Source organism: Bartonella sp. AA78NXGY, from assembly GCF_042197005.1.
Taxonomy (GTDB): Bacteria; Pseudomonadota; Alphaproteobacteria; order Rhizobiales; family Rhizobiaceae; genus Bartonella.
The window spans coordinates 1-18,462 of the sequence record NZ_JBHIRI010000014.1; the positions used below are offsets into that span (position 1 = coordinate 1).

14 protein-coding genes and 2 pseudogenes are annotated in these 18,462 nt (G+C 36.2%); 5 read left to right on the forward strand and 11 right to left on the reverse strand.

Annotation, left to right across the window (positions count from 1 at the left end):
• Positions 1 to 887: 887 nt before the first annotated feature.
• Positions 888 to 1,682: pseudogene (locus ACFINL_RS07895) on the reverse strand (autotransporter outer membrane beta-barrel domain-containing protein); the annotation flags it as partial.
• 388 nt (positions 1,683 to 2,070) lie between these two features.
• Here ACFINL_RS07895 and ACFINL_RS07900 point away from each other — a divergent pair.
• Positions 2,071 to 2,214, forward strand: coding sequence for a hypothetical protein (locus ACFINL_RS07900; RefSeq protein WP_375612281.1), 144 nt, complete (start codon positions 2,071 to 2,073; stop codon positions 2,212 to 2,214).
• 1 nt (position 2,215) lies between these two features.
• Here the strand turns inward: ACFINL_RS07900 and ACFINL_RS07905 are convergent, their stop codons facing one another.
• The 3 genes from ACFINL_RS07905 to ACFINL_RS07915 are packed head-to-tail and all read right to left on the reverse strand — an operon-like array spanning position 2,216 to position 4,985.
• A complete protein-coding gene (locus tag ACFINL_RS07905; RefSeq protein ID WP_375612282.1) occupies positions 2,216 to 3,187 on the reverse strand; it encodes a WD40 repeat domain-containing protein in 972 nt (323 codons plus the stop codon).
• A gap of 10 nt (positions 3,188 to 3,197) precedes the next feature.
• Positions 3,198 to 4,220, reverse strand: a complete 1,023-nt coding sequence (locus ACFINL_RS07910; RefSeq protein ID WP_375651321.1) for a CobW family GTP-binding protein — start codon at positions 4,218 to 4,220, stop codon at positions 3,198 to 3,200.
• A 21-nt stretch (positions 4,221 to 4,241) separates the two neighbouring features.
• Positions 4,242 to 4,985, reverse strand: a complete 744-nt coding sequence (locus tag ACFINL_RS07915; protein ID WP_375612284.1) for a creatininase family protein — start codon at positions 4,983 to 4,985, stop codon at positions 4,242 to 4,244.
• 318 nt (positions 4,986 to 5,303) lie between these two features.
• Between ACFINL_RS07915 and ACFINL_RS07920 the strand changes: the two genes are divergently transcribed.
• Positions 5,304 to 5,462 carry a hypothetical protein gene (locus tag ACFINL_RS07920; RefSeq protein WP_375651323.1) on the forward strand — a complete coding sequence of 53 codons (159 nt, stop codon included), beginning with the start codon at positions 5,304 to 5,306 and terminating at the stop codon, positions 5,460 to 5,462.
• A 1,763-nt stretch (positions 5,463 to 7,225) separates the two neighbouring features.
• On the forward strand, positions 7,226 to 7,582 hold the full coding sequence (locus ACFINL_RS07925) for a hypothetical protein (protein ID WP_375630363.1): 357 nt from the start codon (positions 7,226 to 7,228) through the stop codon (positions 7,580 to 7,582).
• An 809-nt stretch (positions 7,583 to 8,391) separates the two neighbouring features.
• On the opposite strand, the gene ACFINL_RS07930 is transcribed toward ACFINL_RS07925, so the two are convergent.
• Positions 8,392 to 9,726, reverse strand: coding sequence for an NAD(P)H-dependent oxidoreductase (locus tag ACFINL_RS07930; RefSeq protein WP_375630362.1), 1,335 nt, complete (start codon positions 9,724 to 9,726; stop codon positions 8,392 to 8,394).
• A gap of 163 nt (positions 9,727 to 9,889) precedes the next feature.
• On the opposite strand from ACFINL_RS07930, the gene ACFINL_RS07935 reads away from it, so the two are divergent.
• Positions 9,890 to 10,369, forward strand: coding sequence for a MaoC family dehydratase (locus tag ACFINL_RS07935; RefSeq protein ID WP_375651325.1), 480 nt, complete (start codon positions 9,890 to 9,892; stop codon positions 10,367 to 10,369).
• Positions 10,370 to 10,540: 171 nt separating this feature from the next.
• Here the strand turns inward: ACFINL_RS07935 and ACFINL_RS07940 are convergent.
• The 4 genes and pseudogenes from ACFINL_RS07940 to ACFINL_RS07955 form a co-directional block, all read right to left on the reverse strand.
• Positions 10,541 to 10,839: pseudogene (locus ACFINL_RS07940) on the reverse strand (integrase); the annotation flags it as partial.
• Between the two features lie 451 nt (positions 10,840 to 11,290).
• Positions 11,291 to 11,950, reverse strand: a complete 660-nt coding sequence (locus ACFINL_RS07945) for a methionine ABC transporter permease (protein WP_375609233.1) — start codon at positions 11,948 to 11,950, stop codon at positions 11,291 to 11,293.
• Complete coding sequence (locus ACFINL_RS07950) at positions 11,943 to 12,977, reverse strand: methionine ABC transporter ATP-binding protein (protein WP_375613642.1); 1,035 nt, start codon at positions 12,975 to 12,977, stop codon at positions 11,943 to 11,945. The genes ACFINL_RS07945 and ACFINL_RS07950 overlap by 8 nt, the downstream gene beginning before the upstream one ends.
• Before the next feature lie 69 nt (positions 12,978 to 13,046).
• Positions 13,047 to 13,865 (reverse strand): MetQ/NlpA family ABC transporter substrate-binding protein, encoded by an 819-nt coding sequence (locus ACFINL_RS07955; RefSeq protein WP_375612289.1) that lies wholly within the window; start codon positions 13,863 to 13,865, stop codon positions 13,047 to 13,049.
• Between the two features lie 505 nt (positions 13,866 to 14,370).
• Here ACFINL_RS07955 and ACFINL_RS07960 point away from each other — a divergent pair.
• Positions 14,371 to 15,009, forward strand: a complete 639-nt coding sequence (locus ACFINL_RS07960; protein WP_375651327.1) for an SH3 domain-containing protein — start codon at positions 14,371 to 14,373, stop codon at positions 15,007 to 15,009.
• Positions 15,010 to 15,294: 285 nt separating this feature from the next.
• Here ACFINL_RS07960 and ACFINL_RS07965 read toward each other — a convergent pair whose 3' ends face one another.
• Together ACFINL_RS07965 and ACFINL_RS07970 are read right to left on the reverse strand one after the other, a co-directional pair.
• Complete coding sequence (locus tag ACFINL_RS07965; protein WP_375638768.1) at positions 15,295 to 16,326, reverse strand: aspartate-semialdehyde dehydrogenase; 1,032 nt, start codon at positions 16,324 to 16,326, stop codon at positions 15,295 to 15,297.
• A gap of 1,264 nt (positions 16,327 to 17,590) precedes the next feature.
• Positions 17,591 to 17,971, reverse strand: coding sequence for a helix-turn-helix domain-containing protein (locus ACFINL_RS07970; RefSeq protein ID WP_375612292.1), 381 nt, complete (start codon positions 17,969 to 17,971; stop codon positions 17,591 to 17,593).
• Positions 17,972 to 18,462: the final 491 nt, after the last annotated feature.

The following is an 18,462-nucleotide window of genomic DNA, read 5'->3' on the forward strand; positions in this document are numbered from 1 at the left end:
TGTCACTTATCAGCATAGATTTAAGAAAATTGGTTTTTCTGGAACGAGTTTCTCTGCTGGATTGCGCCACCTTTTTTGATGAGCTGCAATATGTATTTTTAGTTAAAAGGCAGAAGATTTTCTGCCTTTTAATGTATTAAAATTTATTTTGCTTCATCAATATGGTTATTTTTTGATATAAAAGATTACAATAGATGCTTTCTTTTATGCGATGAGAAATTTTTCTAAAATTTTTGATGTTAAGATATGAGGACAGATTTCATTGTGAATGTGAGAAGATTAAACGCTAAATGCTTGTGGCATAAGCTTTCAAAAGAGACGATATAGGTGGTTGTTTTTGTCCATTTCTTTATTCATTTTTATAGATCATAAGTTTCGTCTTTATGAGTTTTATGCATTGTTTTGAATTTTGTTTTAGAACTTTATTCACGTTTATATCATTTAATACGCATATTATTTGTTTCCTTTTTAGGATGTTTACTTAAGAATTTTGGATAAATACTTATTTTAGAACAAAAAGAGGGAGTTTGAGGTCAAATTATAATAAAAGTAAAGTATACTTTATCGTGTTGTTACGGTTGTTGTTTTGTAAATGATAGGTGGCAGAGAAATTTCGATAAGATACAGGATATTATTTTTATTGCGCTCATGCGCGGATATCACCATTCTTTTTTCAGCATTCAATATTTGCGCAGATTTTAGCACTCGAGAATGTTCATAAGGAGTAATTTACCTTTTTTCAAAAGTCCTTCTTTGCATGCCAGCTTCGTTTGTGATGGACAAGGGGTTAATTGATTAAATATAAACAGGTTTGAAATGAAAGAAATTTATAATATTCAGTTTTTATTCAATATGTAAAATGATGAATGAGCATTCTGAATTATTGCATGAAATTTTCCTAAATCAATATCACGCGCCTGATTAAACTGAAGATGCTGATAAACAACCTGAATCTACGGATCAAAAACAACACCTTTATACCCTGTTGCAAACGTTCTGCCACTCGTTAAAGAACCACTAAACTGTTTATCCTTTAACGCCACAACTTTACCCCGTGCTCGTGTCAAAATATCACCCTTAAAAAGGCCATACCATAACACCCCATCCATATAAAAACCGGTATCATGCTGCAAACTTCCATAAGCCCCAACAGACCATTTATCAAATGCGCTTTTTTTGCTTTGTTCAACATCCTGAGGGTGTAGAGAAAGATTTCCATAGTTTCCCCAAACTCCAAAGAATGTACGACCATATAAACTCTCAATCTCGTTTAACAAAACACCTGCTTGAAATGCATTATAATCGAGCTCAGCACCATAACCATATTCAAAAGCAGATAAATTGGAAGCATAGTGATGGCTCCCCCCATAAGCACGCAGAAAAAAGGCTGTCTTTTTATCATCTTTCCCAAAGGAATGAAAAGCATTCCGCATTGTCTCTAACGTCTTATTTTGCGTGGTCATATCCACTAAACCAGCATGCAATAAGGCATTTGGCAAAAGAAGATAAGTTGGAACCTGTGGAACAACAGCTCTAATTTGGAGATTAGACTGAACATCAAGCGGTATAGAGAGATTAGATGAAGGATCTAAAGGTTCAGAGGACTGAGAAGGCTTTGGTTCAACAGGGACAGAAGGAGGAGAAACAGTATCCAGAGATGAAGTGTCCTCCGGAGCAGAGGGCGGTAATAGAAGCTCCATGAAATGATTATTAGATAGAATTTTCTAGGCAAGAAACTAAAGTGTGGAAGGCTGCTCGTAGGAAACTTTGCTCTTTGGAGGGGGAAATCAAAAAATTTTTTATTTAGGAAAATAGTGTTGAATTCCCTTCTTCTGATCGTAAGAATAAATCGTTGTTTCAATGATGATATCAGCTATTTTTTGCCGAATTTTTAAGAAAAATGCTTTTGTGGAAGTATGTAGCCTATATAGATGTTTATAGGGAGATGGGGGGCGGTCTTGAGAGTGATGTTTTTATTCTTGTATGGGGGTAGCAATGTTAAAAGGTCAAAAAACATGTTTAAGGTATTTTCTTGTCTAAAGGGGGGAGGAAAGGAAGAGGGAAGATTTAATGATTACGAAGATTTTAGGAGATTTTTGGGGGGAGATTAGGGAGATAGGATTTCTGAGAGCTCTGGAGATGCAAGGGGATAAGATTTCTGGAGGATTGTGTGGGCATTCTTTATCGGCGATGATTGCGCTTTTGGGTGCTTAATTTAATCAGTGATCTTGATTATACCACATTCACCATTTTCGCTACCGAAGGAGAGGTTTTGCCCTGCTTGATCCCAATTAAGTGCTGAGATAGCACTTTTCCCATAACCTTTTAGAAGGACTTCTTTTCCATCATGGAATTGTGCCGCTAAAATCATTCCATCATTGAAGCCTATTGCTACAATTTCTTTGTTTGGGTGGCATGAAACGGTGCTAACAAGTGCATTTGCTCGTGTGCCTAGTTCTAGAGGTGTTTTTCCCATGGGGCCATCTTTTGTATGAAAGGGCCAAACAATTGCGGCAGAGGCACCTGATGTTGCTAGCCATTTTCCTTTTGCACTCCAAGACCAGCTTTTGACTTTGCTTGGGTAGCCACTCATGCGGAGGTGCTGATTATCAGTGAGACGCCAGCCGTGTAAGGCGTTTTCTTGCATGGTGGAAATGACATAGCGGTTGTCTGGTGAAAAGGTGACACCACAATGAGCTCCTTTCCATACCAATGTGGTGGGAGATATTTGCGTTGATAACCAATGAAGAGTCACACCATTGTAATGGGCAACGGCAAGTCGCAAACCTTTTGGGGCAAAAGCAAGGCCTTCTACACTGCGTTCATGTGTGAGCTCTTGTCGTTCTTTTCCAATATGCGCAAATGCGAGGCGTGAGGAGGAAAAAGCAAAAGCTTTTTGTGGACCAAAAGCAACGTTGTTTATCCATTTGCGTTCTTTTTGGCTTAACACTTCCGTGTGATCTGCTGCGGTTGTTTGACAGACTTTTCCATCTTCTCCACCGGTGATGATCGCGGTATTGTCATGGGAAAAATGGCTTGAAATTATTCCTTGGTGCACTTCAACGATTTGTGGGGTTGGATTAAAAAAAACAATGAGACCTTCTACGGAAACAAAGGCTGGTTTATTGCCTATAAAACCGCAGGAAAGGCAGTAACTTTTGAGATCATAATGGGTAATGTTTGGCATTATCACTCACTTATGCGCAATTTTCAAAACCAGTTTTTAATTTTTCAGCATCAAGAGAGCGTCCTATAAAGACAAGGCGGCTTTCTCGTTTTTCATCTTCACGCCATGGGCGTTGATGTTGTCCTTCAAGAAGCATATGTATCCCTTGAATGACGTAACGATCATCGTCTCCTTGAAAGGCGATAATGCCTTTAAGACGCAAGATATCAGGTCCTTGTTGCTGTGTAACCTGCTGGATCCAAGGGAAAAACTTTTCTGGTTGCAGAGCATCTGTTTTTAAACTTACAGAAGTGATGGTAATATCATGAATGGTGGATGCGTGATGATGGTCATGATCATGATTACAATCGGGACCACATACATGATCTGCGTGATGATGGTCAAGAAAATGGGGATCATTATCTAAAGTGCGTTGGAGATCAAAGGAACTACGATCGAGGAGTTTATCAACAGGGATGTTAACGCGCTCTGTTGCGTAAATTATGGCTCTGGGATTAATGGCCAGAATAAGGGATTCAGCATGGCTGCGTTCTTGTTGGGTGACAAGATCAATCTTATTTAAAAGAATAATATCCGCGAAGGCAATTTGGTCTTCAGCTTCACGACTTGTTTTTAATTGAGAGGGAAAATGCTTTGCATCAACGACCGCTATGACACTGTCGAGAGCTGTTTTTTCATGGATAGTATCATCCATGAAAAAGGTCTGTGCTACGGGAACGGGATCAGCAAGCCCTGTCGTTTCTATAATGATCGCATCAAATCGATAAGAACGTTGCATCAGACTTTCTAGAATGCGAATGAGATCACCACGTACGGTGCAGCAAACACAGCCATTATTCATTTCATAAATTTCTTCGTCTGATTCAATAATCAGGTCATTATCAATACCAATTTCACCAAATTCATTGACAATGACGGCATAACGTTTGCCATGATTTTCACTGAGAATGCGGTTGAGAAGGGTGGTTTTTCCAGCACCAAGATAGCCTGTGAGAACCGTAACGGGAAGTTTTTTGGGGTGTATCGTTTCCATGGAGAGACCTTTTATTGTTCTTTATTGCCATGTGTTTATGTTAAATCGATTGATATCATCAAGTAAATCACGAAGCTGAGACAGAACATGAGAAAAGATTGCTTCACCGGCTTGTGGTGTTGCTTTGCTTGCATTTCCTGCCGCACCTTGCGTATTTAGATCTTTCATTGTCCAACCAAAGGCATGAGGACCATAAGCGCGTAAATACCGATAATTGGCAATCATATCCGCTTGTTTATTATGAAAATTTTCTGCCTTTTCCATATGGACTTTTTCTGGTGCTAAATAGAGCATGAGAGAGGTTTCGATAAAGCCTCCATGGATATCAAGATGTTGTTGAGATGGCTCCATGAGACCTTGTGGTAAACCAAAACGGCTCCAGCTTGTTGCTACAGCGAGCATCGAAAGGCGCCTTCGTAATTCGGTGATAACGATGCTCATTAAAGGTGAATTTCCTCCGTGAGCATTGAGAAGAAGAAGACGGTTGATCCCTTTGTGATAACAGTTTTCACCAATCTTTATCCATCGCTTAATCGCATCAGAAAAGGTAAGGGTTTGCGTGCCTGTAACATCCATATGTTCTATAGAATAGCCAATCTTTTCAACCGGTAAAAGTGCGATATGAAACTGCTCTTTTGTTTGTAAAGTGAGGGCTTTTGCAAAAGCTTCAGCAATAATCCAGTCGGTTTCGAAAGGAAGGTGCTCTCCGTGATATTCATGTGCACCCAAAGGTAAAAGAGCGAGAAAAGGTGGGTTAGATACCATAAATTAATGCCCAAAAGAGAAGTCAAAAGAGACAAAGTGATCAAAGGTGCTGTCACTATTTAATCTATCTATAAGAGAAACGCAAATAGGCATCTTTTTACATCACATATGGATGCATAAAAATGAGAGCTTTGTTAAAAATAGAGAAGCTTTTATTGAGCAAAGCCACCGCAATTTTTCTGTAATATTAGGCAATCTTTCTCAAGATAGTTGTCTTTTATAAGTATTTCTGATTTATATTCTCATTTTTAATAAGTATATATTAAATATATAATTTTTTCTGTAAATTACATATTATTCTTTTATTATGGAGAGAGGATGATCAAAGTATTTCTACTATTGCAATATTACAGACTTTTGTTGCAATCAGGAACTTTATTCAATTATCTGTATATTACAAAAGAATGGAAATATTTGTTGATTGATTTTACTTTGGATAGTGTCTTAACAGATTTTAGTGTTCATGAGAAAAAATAAATATAAAGGGAAGAATTCACTAAGATGAATTTGTAATCTCATAGAGCAGTTTATAAGATGATTCAGTAAGAAACACCGTTGGATACAAGAAACACCGTTGGATACATAATAAACAGAACGTCATTGTGTTGCACATTGACGCTTTTGTTTTAAAGAAACATTTCTCAAGGTATCCAAGCCTATTTTGCAACGGCGCCCGTGAATAGTATAACGGTAAAGTTTTATAATATAAAATCTATTGTTTTCCACCATATTTACACTTTTAAAGTAAAAATGGGCACCATCATTCACTTTGCTAGTTTTCAATACTGTGTTAACAGCGCTTGTTAGTTAAAATACCTCATAAGTGATATTTTCCTTTCTTCAAGTGTGTTTACACACACACACCGATCTCGTTTGTGATTTGCAAGTGAAGAATTTTGATTGATTCAATATAAACAGAGTTAAAATTAAGAGAGTTTTATAATCGTCAGCTTTCTCATTCAACATGCAAAACAATAAATTATTATTATAGATTAATATTTTGCGATTAAAGTGATCGGTTGATGAATTTATCATTCAATATCAGTTTTCATGGCGTTATTTTTTCAATGCGCTACTTAAGTTGGTATTTTAAAAATGCAATTTTTTAGTAAGTTTCTCTATTCCTTTTCTTTCAAGCATTTAATCAATTATTTATTATTATTCGTTTTTCACAAATTGCAGACAGTTATGTGAATATTGCTAAAAATTTCGTTCAAAGAGAATTATTTGTTACTAATATAGAGTAAATATAATTACTTAAAATATAAATATGGTTGTGATCTACAATATTGACGAAAAATATGGAATAACTTTTATGAAAATTAAGAAAGAAAGTTTTTTCAGTATTTTGGGGATCATTTCATTTTTCATGACTCTCTTTTTATTTAATTTTAGGTAGTTTGTTGGAGCTCTAGTATTGCTTATAATGGTTTTGTAAATCTGATAGATTTACTTATTTTATGCGTTTGTTTTGTTAGGTTTGAAAGTCAATATTTTGAGTTCTTTATGCTGTATGGGATAAAGGGGGCTGAATTACCTTTTTGAAGATGCTATGCAGTATTTTTTCTTTATATATCAGTAAAAGTTGAGAATCATTTTATTAACGTCTCTTCCTTTTGAAGATAGAGATTTTAATTGCTTTTTTACACTTTATACCTATTTTATAGAAAAATAGTACACTATTTAAAGTTGTTTTATTAGGATAGATTTATTTTAGATCAAGTTTTTATTCGATACTAATTTTATTTTTCAATATTAATGATGAGTGATATAATAAAAATCCATTAAGTGCTATTTCATTTTTATATTTATTGAAATAATAGACAATCATATATCATTATATTGGAAGTTTTAAATTTTATAGTTCTTTAAAATTAATTACATTTCAAATTATTTATAAAACCTCTATTATATAATTTTTTAAATGAATTTGTTTCGTAATATTTCTTATAATAAGAAATTTAACAAATTATTATTATTTTTAATTATAGAAATAAAAATGACAAAATATTACTGTTGGTATCTTGATTTATTATGGCGTAAAAGTAATAAATTATTTTTATCATTTATTGTTTTTTATCTTTACATGTAATACATAATGTGTTATATTATAATAACAAAATTACATATAATATTTTATTATGTGCAATTATATAAATGATTAAATATAATTTTTGGTTTTTATATATGTGAATATTCTTTCATTTTTTCAGTGAAGAAAAAGAGGAGCAAAGAAAGCTATGTTTAAAATATTTAAAAATCGTGTATGTTCATTTACTTTTACACTATTTATTCTTTTTTTTGTACAAGCTATAGAGGGAAATGCAAGTTTTGTAAAAAATAAAGTTCAAGAGAGAATGGCAATTACTATTCCTACACTAGAAAAAAATGTAGCTATTAAAGCTGTGGATAGAGTTGTTATTCAAGGTGTTGAGGAACAAGAGGTTATTGCTTTAGGGAAAGCTGAAAAAGCTGCTGCCTTTTCAGGTTCAGCCTTTTGGGGGGGGATAGGTATTTTATCACTTCTTGCTTCTTTATGTATTGGGGATGTATTAGGTGCTGTTGTATCTCTTTTTGGAATATTCAGTACACTTTAGTAGAAAACTCATCGACAGAGTCGAGGTTTTTTTGTTCACTTCATTATTTTTAAAAAATAAATATTTTATTATTTATACTATAATAGATAATAAAATTACTACTCTTAATAATAAATGTAGCTTTTATTAACATTATTAAAGTTCAAGATCCTACATTTATGTTTTTTTTTACAAATTAGCGTAACCTGATTTTTTTACAGTTTATGGTTATTTTCTAGTAATAAGGCTAGTATACTTACTATCTTTATCAGTCTTTTAATATTGTCTACCTTTTCTCATATGAAGATTATTCATCAAAGGTATATTTTATCCTTTTTAAATTTTTTTATCTTTCATAAGGGGATAAAATAAAGAATATCCCTATATCCATGGCTCTCATGCAATAAGAAAAATGAGAAATTATTATTTATCATTTTAAATTTGTTTATGTTAAATCCATCAGAAGTATTTTTTACGTATAACAAGTTGCGTTCGTGTATGGACAAAATTATTAAAGAAAAAAGAGTAAAAATTCTTCTCATTAATCATCTCAAGTGCTATGCGCTGTTGTAATATTGGCAAATAAAATGATGATGCCAGTTTGTAGCTTTATAGAGCAAAGATAGTGATACACAATGAATCTTATGCCATCTCATAGGGTGGTTTATACTGTCGCATTTACGGGACATATTGTGAGAGGGAAGTGGTGATGTGCATCGTTGGAAAATGCTTTTATTAAAACATAAACCTGTATTTGCGATAGAAGTGTATTCTGGGTTATTCTGTTGCGTAAGGGAAGGATACTGTTAAGTAAGGTAATTCAGGAGTATTTATAGCTTAGCGGAAGAAGGGCAATGAAGTAAAAGGTCTTGTTTAGCACGAAGACGTGCAATCCATTGATCTTCACGAATAGCAGTATTATGTACTGTAATGAGTTCGTTTTTTTTAATTGCAGCTGTTACTGTTGCTTTTTCTAAAAGGCCACAAGGAATGGCGTGGTGAGCGCGTGCTTCTGCGATGTTCATTATCCAAGCACGATAAGTATAAAGACCGATAAAGTCTAGCTGATCACCTGGATGTAAATCTTTTTTAGCAACAGCACAGACTTCTACTACGGGATGGCTAAGAGGAACCATATCTGTTTTGCCATAAAGCATAATACGTGCGCAGGTGAGGGGAACTTCCATTGCTGTTAAATGATAGGGGCGATGAAAGGTGAAGTAAGGTCCTTGGCCAATTTTTAAATCTTCCATACGCTCGCGTAAACGTGGGTGTGCTATTTCGGCAATGACAAAGACACCTGGTGAAACACCTTGACCTATTGAATAATCTACAACACCATATTGTTGTAAAATGCCCCCATCTTGTTTTGGAATAAGCACTTTGTTTAAATCTTGTAGCGCTGCTCGTGGTCCATGCATTCCTGGGCAATCGGGGAGAAGTCCGGTGGCATTGGCAATGGCTGCCATTTCAACCATCGTTTTGGAACCATCAATAAATTCAACCAACATGCGCACATTCATATTACGCCGGAATGCTTCTTCTTCGTAAGCGTCAGGTGTAGCATCAAAGCGCAGAGGATTATTTTTTCCTTTACCGGCTGCAACAATCTTATGTCCAAGGGCTGAAACAAATTCTATGAGTTCCATACAAGAAGTAGGTTCATCGCCGGCACCAAGTGTATAAATGAGCCCTCGTTTTTCTGCTTCATGTTTGAGATAAGCGCCAATTGTAACATCTGCTTCAACATTCATCATGACAAGATGTTTGTTATTCTCAAGCGCTTTGATACCAATCTCTGCTCCTGCTTCGGGATAGCCTGTTGCATCAACGATAATATCAATTTGTTCATGGCGCAAAACAAGGTTAATATCATCTGTTGCTGCAATCAAACCCTTTTCAATGCTTTGGGTGAGAGCATAAGTATTTTCAACTTCACAGACATGTCCATCTTCGCCATAGGCTAGTGTAGCGGCATCAAAAATACGTGACGGTGTCCTCGTGGCTACAGCAGCGACTGTTATACCATCCATATGCGCAATACTTGATAATAAATCTGTGCCCATTTCACCACAACCAATCAGTCCAATACGGATAGGGGGATGGTTTTCTGCACGTTGTTTCAAATCATGCGCTAAACCTGTTAGGTTCACATTGCTTGCCATTCTTTTTTCCTATTTGAAAACTACTCTGCTAAAGAACTTTTCTCATTCATAAGGTGCATTTGTTTTTAAGACAATTAATCTTTTATTCTTGATGCTCTAATCAATGGATTTTATAAAAGCAAGAGGGGTGGTTTCTTTTATCAAATAAAATAGGAATAGCGTTATGCAGCAAAAAATAACAGTACAAGATGTCACCAGTTTTATTGGGAAAGAAGTGGGATTATCGGAGTGGCGTCTTGTTACACAGGATATGATTAATCAGTTTGCATGTGCTACAGATGATCATCAATGGATACACGTTGATGAGGAAAAGGCTAAAAAGACACCTTTTGGCGGCACGATTGCTCATGGTTTTTTAACATTATCGCTTTTGTCTAAGCTCGCTTATGAAGCTCTTCCAGAGTTAGAAGGGAGCACAATGGGGATTAATTATGGTTTCGATAAAGTACGCTTCATGAGTCCTGTGAAAACAGGGGTACGGATACGTGCGCGTTTTGTGTTAGACGACGCAGAAATTCGTCCTTCTGGTCGAGTGGTTTTCCATTATGGGGTTACGGTGGAAATTGAAAAGTTAAAAAAACCAGCTCTTACAGCTCAATGGCTTATTGTTGCTGTTGTGGAAGAAAAACCTTCCAATATCTAGATTATTTGAGTGCTTTATTTTATAAAATTTTTATACAATTCTATTAGAAGTTTCTTCAATGATGATATTGAGAATAATCTATAGGATAATAGATATGGTGGAGCTATCATAGCGTTGATAGCCATAGCAGGTTGCTATCTTTCCTAGATCGTTTTGAAGAGGAGTTTCCTAATGAAGATAGTGCATTGCTTCACGCTTTTGTTTATAGCGTTCTTTAATGGGATCATACCCATCACGTAAAACAGAACGCTTCAAATGGAATATACTTGCGTTGCCAATTCACGGGCTTATTTTAAAGCAACATCTCTCAACGTTCGTCACGCCCATTTCGCAATGGCGCCTGTGAATAGTATAACGATAAAGCCATTGAGCACCCCTATCTTTATGCTTGTGAAGAAGAAAGCTGGCACCATCATATTATATGCTAGCCGCCAATGTTAAGACAGGTCTTGGCGCTTGAGATAATTCATAAGAGGCATGCCTTTCTTTCTTGTATAGTTTTACTCACACGGCTCTTCCCGCTTGTAACGTGTAAGCGAGAGGTTTTGGTTGATTCTATATGGAACAAATTGGGAATGAGAGGATCTTACGGTATTCAGAGTTCTCATTCAATATGAATAACGCCATATTATCATTATAAATTCAATGTGTTATCTAAGGTTGGGAAAGGTCGTGACCAATGTCTTAATTTAAAGAGAGTCTCACATACTGTGAGATCTCTTATTTTATCCCCTTTTATATTCTTTTATATTAAAGCCATTAAAACTATTTTCTTTCATGTTACAAACGGATGGGGAGAGATAAAAACTGTTTAAGAAAAAAGTTTCTAATCTCTTATGAGTGTTTTCGATAGGCAAGGGTTGGTGCACTTGGAAAGTGGCAAAGGGGATGATGGTATTGGCATGTGAAATTCTAAGTCTTTTAATGTTTTGTTTTATCAAGTTTTTGTACGATTTTATCAGAAGTCCATTGGGTTGTAATATTAAGCACGATCAAAAGGATGATGACGATGGTCATGATGAAGGTATTGTAGCGTTGGTAGCCATAGCGGATTGCCATATCCCCTAAACCGCCTCCACCAAGATATCCAGCAAGTGAGGTGGCTCCTATAAGAGAAATGACCATGACTGTAAAACCTGTAATCAGGCTAGGGAGAGCTTCAGGAATAAGAACATGTCTGATAATTTGAAGACGACTTGCACCCATCGAGCGGATCGCTTCAATGAGACCGTTTTCAACGGTTTTAAAAGAGAGTTCCGCCATGCGTGCATAAAAAGGGATAGCTGAAATGGTCAGTATAAAAATTACAGCAGGCATTCCTATCCCTCTTCCTACAACGATACGCGTAACGGGAAGAAGATAAAATGCAAGAATGATAAAGGGAATGGCACGAATACTGTCAATGATCATGCTTAAAGGGCGATTGATGAGAGATGAGGAAAAAATCCCTCCGCGTGCTGTTGTGTGAAGAAGAAGACCAAGGGGAAGCCCTATAATAAATGCCATAACAGAAGCACTAAGTGTCATCAATATTGTATCAATAACAGCTTGGGGAAGTTCATGAGACAGAACATTAAACATAGCCTAAGACCTCACAATATCGTCCTTTTTTCGTTAACCATTGAACAGCTTTTTCTAAAGCTTCTTTATCTTCTCCAGGAAGAGCCAAGAAGAGTCTCCCGATGGTTTCATCTTGAACTGTATCAATGCCACCATGCAAAATACGTGCTTTTAAACCACTCTCATTTTCTAGAAGATGAAGAAAAGGCTGCTGGGCAATTTCACCGGCAATATTAATTTCAATGACAGCTTCTCGTCCGATTGGTTTGAGATTTTTCGCAAATTTTTCAGGAAGTTGCGGGGTTACAAGCTTGAGCATGGCTATGGTTGTATCGTCTTGCGGTGATGTAAAGATGTCTTTCACACGTCCTTCTTCTACAATGTTTCCCTGATTAAGAACAACAACGCGATGCGCTATGGTGCGCACAACTTCCATTTCATGGGTGATGAGCACAATCGTGAGATTGAGGTGTTTATTAATATCAGCAAGGAGCTCTAGAATAGATTGTGTTGTTTCAGGGTCAAGAGCAGAGGTGGCTTCATCTGATAACAATATTTTAGGATTAGCAGCGAGCGCACGAGCAATGCCAACGCGTTGTTTTTGTCCCCCGGACAATTGTGCCGGATAGCAATATTCTTTCCCAGATAACCCAACCAATTCAATCAGTTCAAGGGCACGTTTGTGGCGTTGTTTTTTACTTACACCACTTAATTTAAGTGGCAATGCAATGTTATCAAGAATATTCTGCGATGAGAGAAGATTGAAATGTTGAAAAATCATCCCAATTCGTTGACGGTAAGGCGCCCATTCTATCTCTGATAGATTAGAAATATCAACATCTTCAAAAAAAATGGACCCTGCATCAATCTTCTCTAACCCATTTAAACAGCGAATAAGTGTTGATTTTCCTGCTCCACTGCGCCCAATAATGCCAAGGATTTCACCAGCATGGATATTTAAAGAGAGATTATTAATCACCGGAACACCAGCCGTTTTGTTAAAACAACGGCTGATGTTTTTTAAGGAGATAAGAGTAGGTTTTTCCATTCACAATTACTCGGATATTTGGCACAATTACTCGGATATTTGGCACAGTTATTCAGATATTTGGCACAATTACCAAGATGTTTGGGCGGTATTGCCAAAAATCTCTTTGATTTTTGCACGGATAAGATCGTTGTTGTAAGCGGCAACTAATTTTTTAACCCATGGTTCATCTTTTTCGCTCGTGCGTACAACGATGATATTATCATAAGGATTATTTTTTGCGCTCTCCCATGCGACTACATCTTTTTCGAAGTTTAATCCGGAAACAATAGCCCAGTTTGTGTTTATAATTGCAAGGTCAAAATCGTCAATAGCTCGTCCTAACATACCGGCATCGAGTTCACGAATTTGCAGGTTTTTAGGATTTTCGATAATATCAAGTGGAGATGCAAGAATATTATGAGGATCTTTTAACTTAATGAGACCTAAAGAATTAAGAAGAAGTAAGGCTCTTCCACCATTAGATGGGTCGTTCGGAATACCAACATGTGCACCATCACGAAGATCTTTTAAGTCTTTTATTTTGTGTGAGTAAACACCGATTGGAGCAATAAATGTATAGCCGACAATTGAAAGTTTATAGCCACGTTGTTTCATTTGTTCATTAAGATAAGGGGCGTGCTGAAAAGCATTCGCATCGATCTCTCCTGCGTTAACAGCATCATTAGGCAAAGCGTAATCAGAAAAATAAACGAGTTCAATATCTAAACCGGCTTTTTTAGCCTGTTCAGCAGCAGTTTTCCAAATAATCGCATCCCGCCCTTCCATAATACCAAGTTTGATTTTTGATTTATCTGCGGCCATGGAAAAAGCAGTAGACAAAAAAAGTGCAAAGAGAGAGAGGAATAATCCTATAATCCGACTACGAGAAAAAATTTTTAATGTCATATGCTTTTAACTTTCTTTTTCGAGAAATTTTTTGAGGGAAGTTTCAATATACTCTGTATTTTTTAGGCAGATTTAAAGTTATACAAGCTTTAGAGAATATTCAATCACTTTTATTTTTAAAAGAGTATTATTTTTCCTTCTATTTTAGTTGTTTTGGGGGCTGATCATCATTTGTTCATAGAAATTCTCTGAAATTCAAATAATTAATTCTTTTATTGCAATCATTTGTTGAGGGAACCAATGCCCCTTTAAAAACTTCTGTAAGGGACAATTGGTTGAAGAACCGGACAATCAGATGATGCTTTAGCCGTAAATTCATGAAGAACATACTGTGCAATCAAGATCAAAAGGCCATGTTCGTGTAGGCGATAAAGAGAAATTTTGTTGCAATGTTGTGGGTTTTTGGGGGGGGAATAAAGGTTGCTGATCATTGGATTTAAACGCGGCAAATTTTTGCAAAGGCGAATTTTTGCCCTTCATACGTTTTAAGAGAGGAAGAAAAATAATGTTAAGAAAGAAATTTTTATCAACAATGATGACTTTATGGGCTTTAGGAGCGTCAGGGGTGGCTGTGACTGCTTTTCACGCACAAGCTGGAACCATTACAGGAACAGTTGCTCGTGTTGCATCAGGTCAGGTATCTTTACGCACAGGCCCTGCGACAGCTTATAAAGTTATCGCAATGGTTCCAATGGGAGCAAAAGTGCAAATTTATGGCTGCCTATCCAATAAAACTTGGTGTTCTCTTGGTTATCATGGAAAAGTTGGTTGGGCATCTGCACGTTACGTCAATGTTAACAATGTTCCTACCATTGCTTTTAAAAAGATGCCAGCAAAATCAAAATCCATGGAAAAATCGCCAAAAGAAAGAGTAAAACAGGCTGTTTCCGACTTTAAAGCTCTTCCGGCGATTCAAAAAACACGGAAAAATATGCAAAAATTCTATAGAACAGATATGGTTATCGATTCCACTGGGGTTAAAAAAAGGGATGAACGAACAATTTTAAATCCGTCGCAAAAAGCACAAGGCGTTTCTGTAAAGCACGTGAGTGCTTATAATCCCTCCTTTCCTGATAATGTCAATTACAAAAATTTTGAACGTAATGAAACGCGTTACCGTGTCGTGACCTATCCTGCTCGATAAGGGTAAAGTTAATTTTACAACCGGAATGACAAAAAGGATCAGCAGCATGAAGCAAAAAATGCTTTCCGCTGCTGATCCTATTGTACCGTAAAATGTCATTAAGGCGGCAATGCTTAACTTAAGGTGGCGAGGCATTCAAGGATATTCCGAGTCAAATTTGACAATACCTTGGATTACAGTTCTTTAGGATGGTGATATGAACCTTCAGCTGGGGAAGGTTATACTGAAGAGAAGCCGGACTTTTGACAGACCGGCTAGGGGTTCTTTGTCCTTTCGGACAGGGCGTTAATTTGCGGACTTAGGCTTTATCAAATTACGAAAAATGAGCAATTCAGCAATTTGAACGGCATTCAATGCTGCTCCTTTTCTTAAATTATCGGCGACAACCCAGAAAGCTAAACCATTTTCAACGGTGATATCTTCACGAACACGGCTAATAAAGGTATCATCTTCTCCGGTACCTTCATAAGGTGTGGTATAACCACCATCTTCGTGTTTATCGATAAGCTGACAGCCTGGTGCATCGCGGAGGAGCGCTTGTGCTTCAGATGCGCTTAGTGGTTTTTCAAATTCAACATGGACGGCTTCGGCATGACCGATAAAGACAGGGACCCGAACAGCAGTGGCTGTTAATTTAATTTTCGGATCGAGAATTTTCTTCGTCTCAACCGTCATTTTCCATTCTTCTTTTGTATAACCATCTTCCATGAAAACATCGATATGAGGAATGACATTAAAGGCAATGCGTTTAGTAAATTTTTTTGATGTAATTGGGTCTGCAACAAAAACTGCACGTGATTGTTCGAAAAGTTCGTCCATTCCTTCTTTACCAGCTCCAGAAACAGACTGATATGTAGAGACAACAACACGTTTAATGATTGCAGCATCATGGAGAGGTTTTAAAGCTAAGACCAGTTGAATTGTTGAACAATTAGGATTTGCTATAATATTACGCTTAGAAAAGGCATTTATAGCTTCGCCATTGACTTCAGGGACTATCAACGGAACATTGGCATCATAGCGCCACGTGGAGGAATTATCGATGACGACACAGCCGGCAGCAGCAATTTTAGGGGCGTATTCTTTGGAAATGCTCCCTCCCGCAGACATAAGACAAAAATCTGTGTCAGAAAAATCGTAAGTATCCAGTGCTTTTACTTTTAAAGTTTTATCTCCATAAGAAACTTCTTGTCCTAATGAGCGTCGTGATGCTAGAGGGACGATTTCATGTGCAGGAAAACCACGTTCTTCTAAAATTGTAAGCATTTCACGACCAACATTTCCGGTTGCGCCGACAATTGCAACTTTATAACTCATTTTCTATATACTCCTCATGTCTCTCCACGTTTATTCCCCGTGCTATACTCAGGAGAGAGTGAGTTGGTCAAGGAACATCATTAAATTATATTTTTGATTTTCAACAACTCAATTTTGTGCACACCAATCATCATCATTAGCACAATAAATTGTTTTATTTCAAATAATACGTCTCTTTTAATCTTTCAGAATTGAAAAAATTGAATATTTTACGCTAAGCTATTATCTCTTTAGAAAACACTTTAATTAAGTGAATTCCTTATCTTCTGTCAATGTGTACCTTCACACTTTTGAATTTTTTAAAGATGGTATTACGTATCGCGTTGGTGGAATCTTTTTATACTTTATCTGTTAATTGTTGAATTATTTGATTTTCTCCCTATGCCTTTAAAAGCGAAGCTTCCTATTACAGTCTGTAAACTGCTAGATTCTAGCGGCTTCTCATTTTTCACTTAAACTAAAGGCTCAACAAGCAGGCCTAAAAATATTTAAAAAGATATTGGGCATCTAAAAAACATTTGAATGTTTCAAGGAGGTATGCGTGCTTCATATCCTCATACCTTAAATGATAGAATTTATGGCACAACAGGATAAACTTAAGTATCCATATATAGATAAATTCTTATGAAAGTTATACATATAGTTTTTCGTGTCTATTTTTAATTTATATTTCTTATTTTTACTTTAATCCTGTTATGCTATAAAATATCATTATTTGGAGTATGATGGTATATGATCTTTAAGCTTTCTCGATATATTTAAGTGTTTTTTAGTGTGTGGGAATATTCTTAGGCTTGTTTGGCAAGCCTTTTTTAAGTGACTTATATGAGTGGAAAGTCAGCCGTTGAACACTCCCATATTTACGTTTAATAAAAGAGCAAGTTAGCACCATCATCCATTTTTTCAGCACACAATGTCGTTACAGCTCTTGGTATGTGAGACGATTCAATAAGAGGTATGCCTTTTTGTACATTTTTACTCACACGCCAACTTTGCTTGTGTTGTGCAAACAAGAGATTTTGATTGATTCAATATAGAACACGTTTGAAATGAAAGAATTTTACGATATTCGAAACACTTATTCAATATCAATAACGTTAGATTATCATTATAAATCAATGCACTATTTCTAAGTTAAACTCGTTAGAATTCGGATTATTTACAAATCAGATTAGATTAAGCATTTTCATTCTCATGAAGTGTGGGGAGACAGTCACAATTCTTGTCAATATTATTAAGGACTTTGATTATCTTTGCAATGAACTTATGAAAATAAGGGGTTATTTTTTTCATCAGAAATCAACTGCAAAATTGCTCTTTGTTTTTTGCGGGTCAGTATTCTGAAATTTTTTAAAAGTAAATATTCTGCTTTGCTTGCTATTCTGTCATCACAATGATAGAGGTTCTCTTCTTTTTTTGCGCCATCAGCATAAAAGAAGGAAACGGGAACATCTAATATATGAGCAATTTCCTGTAAACGTCTTGCACTTACGCGATTTAAGCCTTTTTCATACTTTTGGATTTGTTGGAATGTTACGCCTAAATGACTTCCTAATTGTTTTTGAGAAAACCCCATGACGTTTCTTCTGAAGCGAATTTTTTTGCCTAAAGAAATATCGTAAAAATGTAGATTTTTGGCTTTCACTTGATGTCCCCACCGGTTGCGAGCGCCCTCGCATTAGTATTCCGGGGTCTGGAAGTGCTGACTCAAAACAGCCCCTTGCTTTTAGTGCTGAAAGCACTTGGACATAACAAGAGCCCCCGGAAATTCCGGGATATCCGCAAAAGCGGTTTTATTTCTAGTTTGAGTTTTTCGGGCTTCCAGACCCTATTTGATTGTCGCGTATACAACCAAAAACACAAGCCTCCTTCATAAGGCAATTACTTTCAATCGTCAATTGAAATTACAACAGTGTTTCTTGTTTGTTTTTTCAAGTTTTCATGTAATTAATGCGTATATTATACATAAAAAATATTGCTTGAGATACTTTAGATACTTGTAAAAATTGTAAAGCGAAATTAAAGGGTGATGGTAAGGTAATGAGGTGATTTTCTCCTTTACGATTTTATGTTTTTTCCCAAAAATTAGGTTGCTTCTCCGTTTCAAAGATTACGCAAACAGATAAATATTCTTGT

Coding starts and splice junctions, on each gene's coding strand:
- ACFINL_RS07905 (WP_375612282.1), bottom strand. CDS start 3,187: ATGCCAAACATTACCCATTATGATCTCAAAAGTTACTGCCTTTCCTGC.
- ACFINL_RS07900 (WP_375612281.1), top strand. CDS start 2,071: ATGATTACGAAGATTTTAGGAGATTTTTGGGGGGAGATTAGGGAGATA.
- ACFINL_RS07930 (WP_375630362.1), bottom strand. CDS start 9,726: ATGGCAAGCAATGTGAACCTAACAGGTTTAGCGCATGATTTGAAACAA.
- ACFINL_RS07935 (WP_375651325.1), top strand. CDS start 9,890: ATGCAGCAAAAAATAACAGTACAAGATGTCACCAGTTTTATTGGGAAA.
- ACFINL_RS07945 (WP_375609233.1), bottom strand. CDS start 11,950: ATGTTTAATGTTCTGTCTCATGAACTTCCCCAAGCTGTTATTGATACA.
- ACFINL_RS07915 (WP_375612284.1), bottom strand. CDS start 4,985: ATGGTATCTAACCCACCTTTTCTCGCTCTTTTACCTTTGGGTGCACAT.
- ACFINL_RS07960 (WP_375651327.1), top strand. CDS start 14,371: ATGTTAAGAAAGAAATTTTTATCAACAATGATGACTTTATGGGCTTTA.
- ACFINL_RS07910 (WP_375651321.1), bottom strand. CDS start 4,220: ATGGAAACGATACACCCCAAAAAACTTCCCGTTACGGTTCTCACAGGC.
- ACFINL_RS07920 (WP_375651323.1), top strand. CDS start 5,304: ATGATCAAAGTATTTCTACTATTGCAATATTACAGACTTTTGTTGCAA.
- ACFINL_RS07950 (WP_375613642.1), bottom strand. CDS start 12,977: ATGGAAAAACCTACTCTTATCTCCTTAAAAAACATCAGCCGTTGTTTT.
- ACFINL_RS07965 (WP_375638768.1), bottom strand. CDS start 16,326: ATGAGTTATAAAGTTGCAATTGTCGGCGCAACCGGAAATGTTGGTCGT.
- ACFINL_RS07925 (WP_375630363.1), top strand. CDS start 7,226: ATGTTTAAAATATTTAAAAATCGTGTATGTTCATTTACTTTTACACTA.
- ACFINL_RS07955 (WP_375612289.1), bottom strand. CDS start 13,865: ATGACATTAAAAATTTTTTCTCGTAGTCGGATTATAGGATTATTCCTC.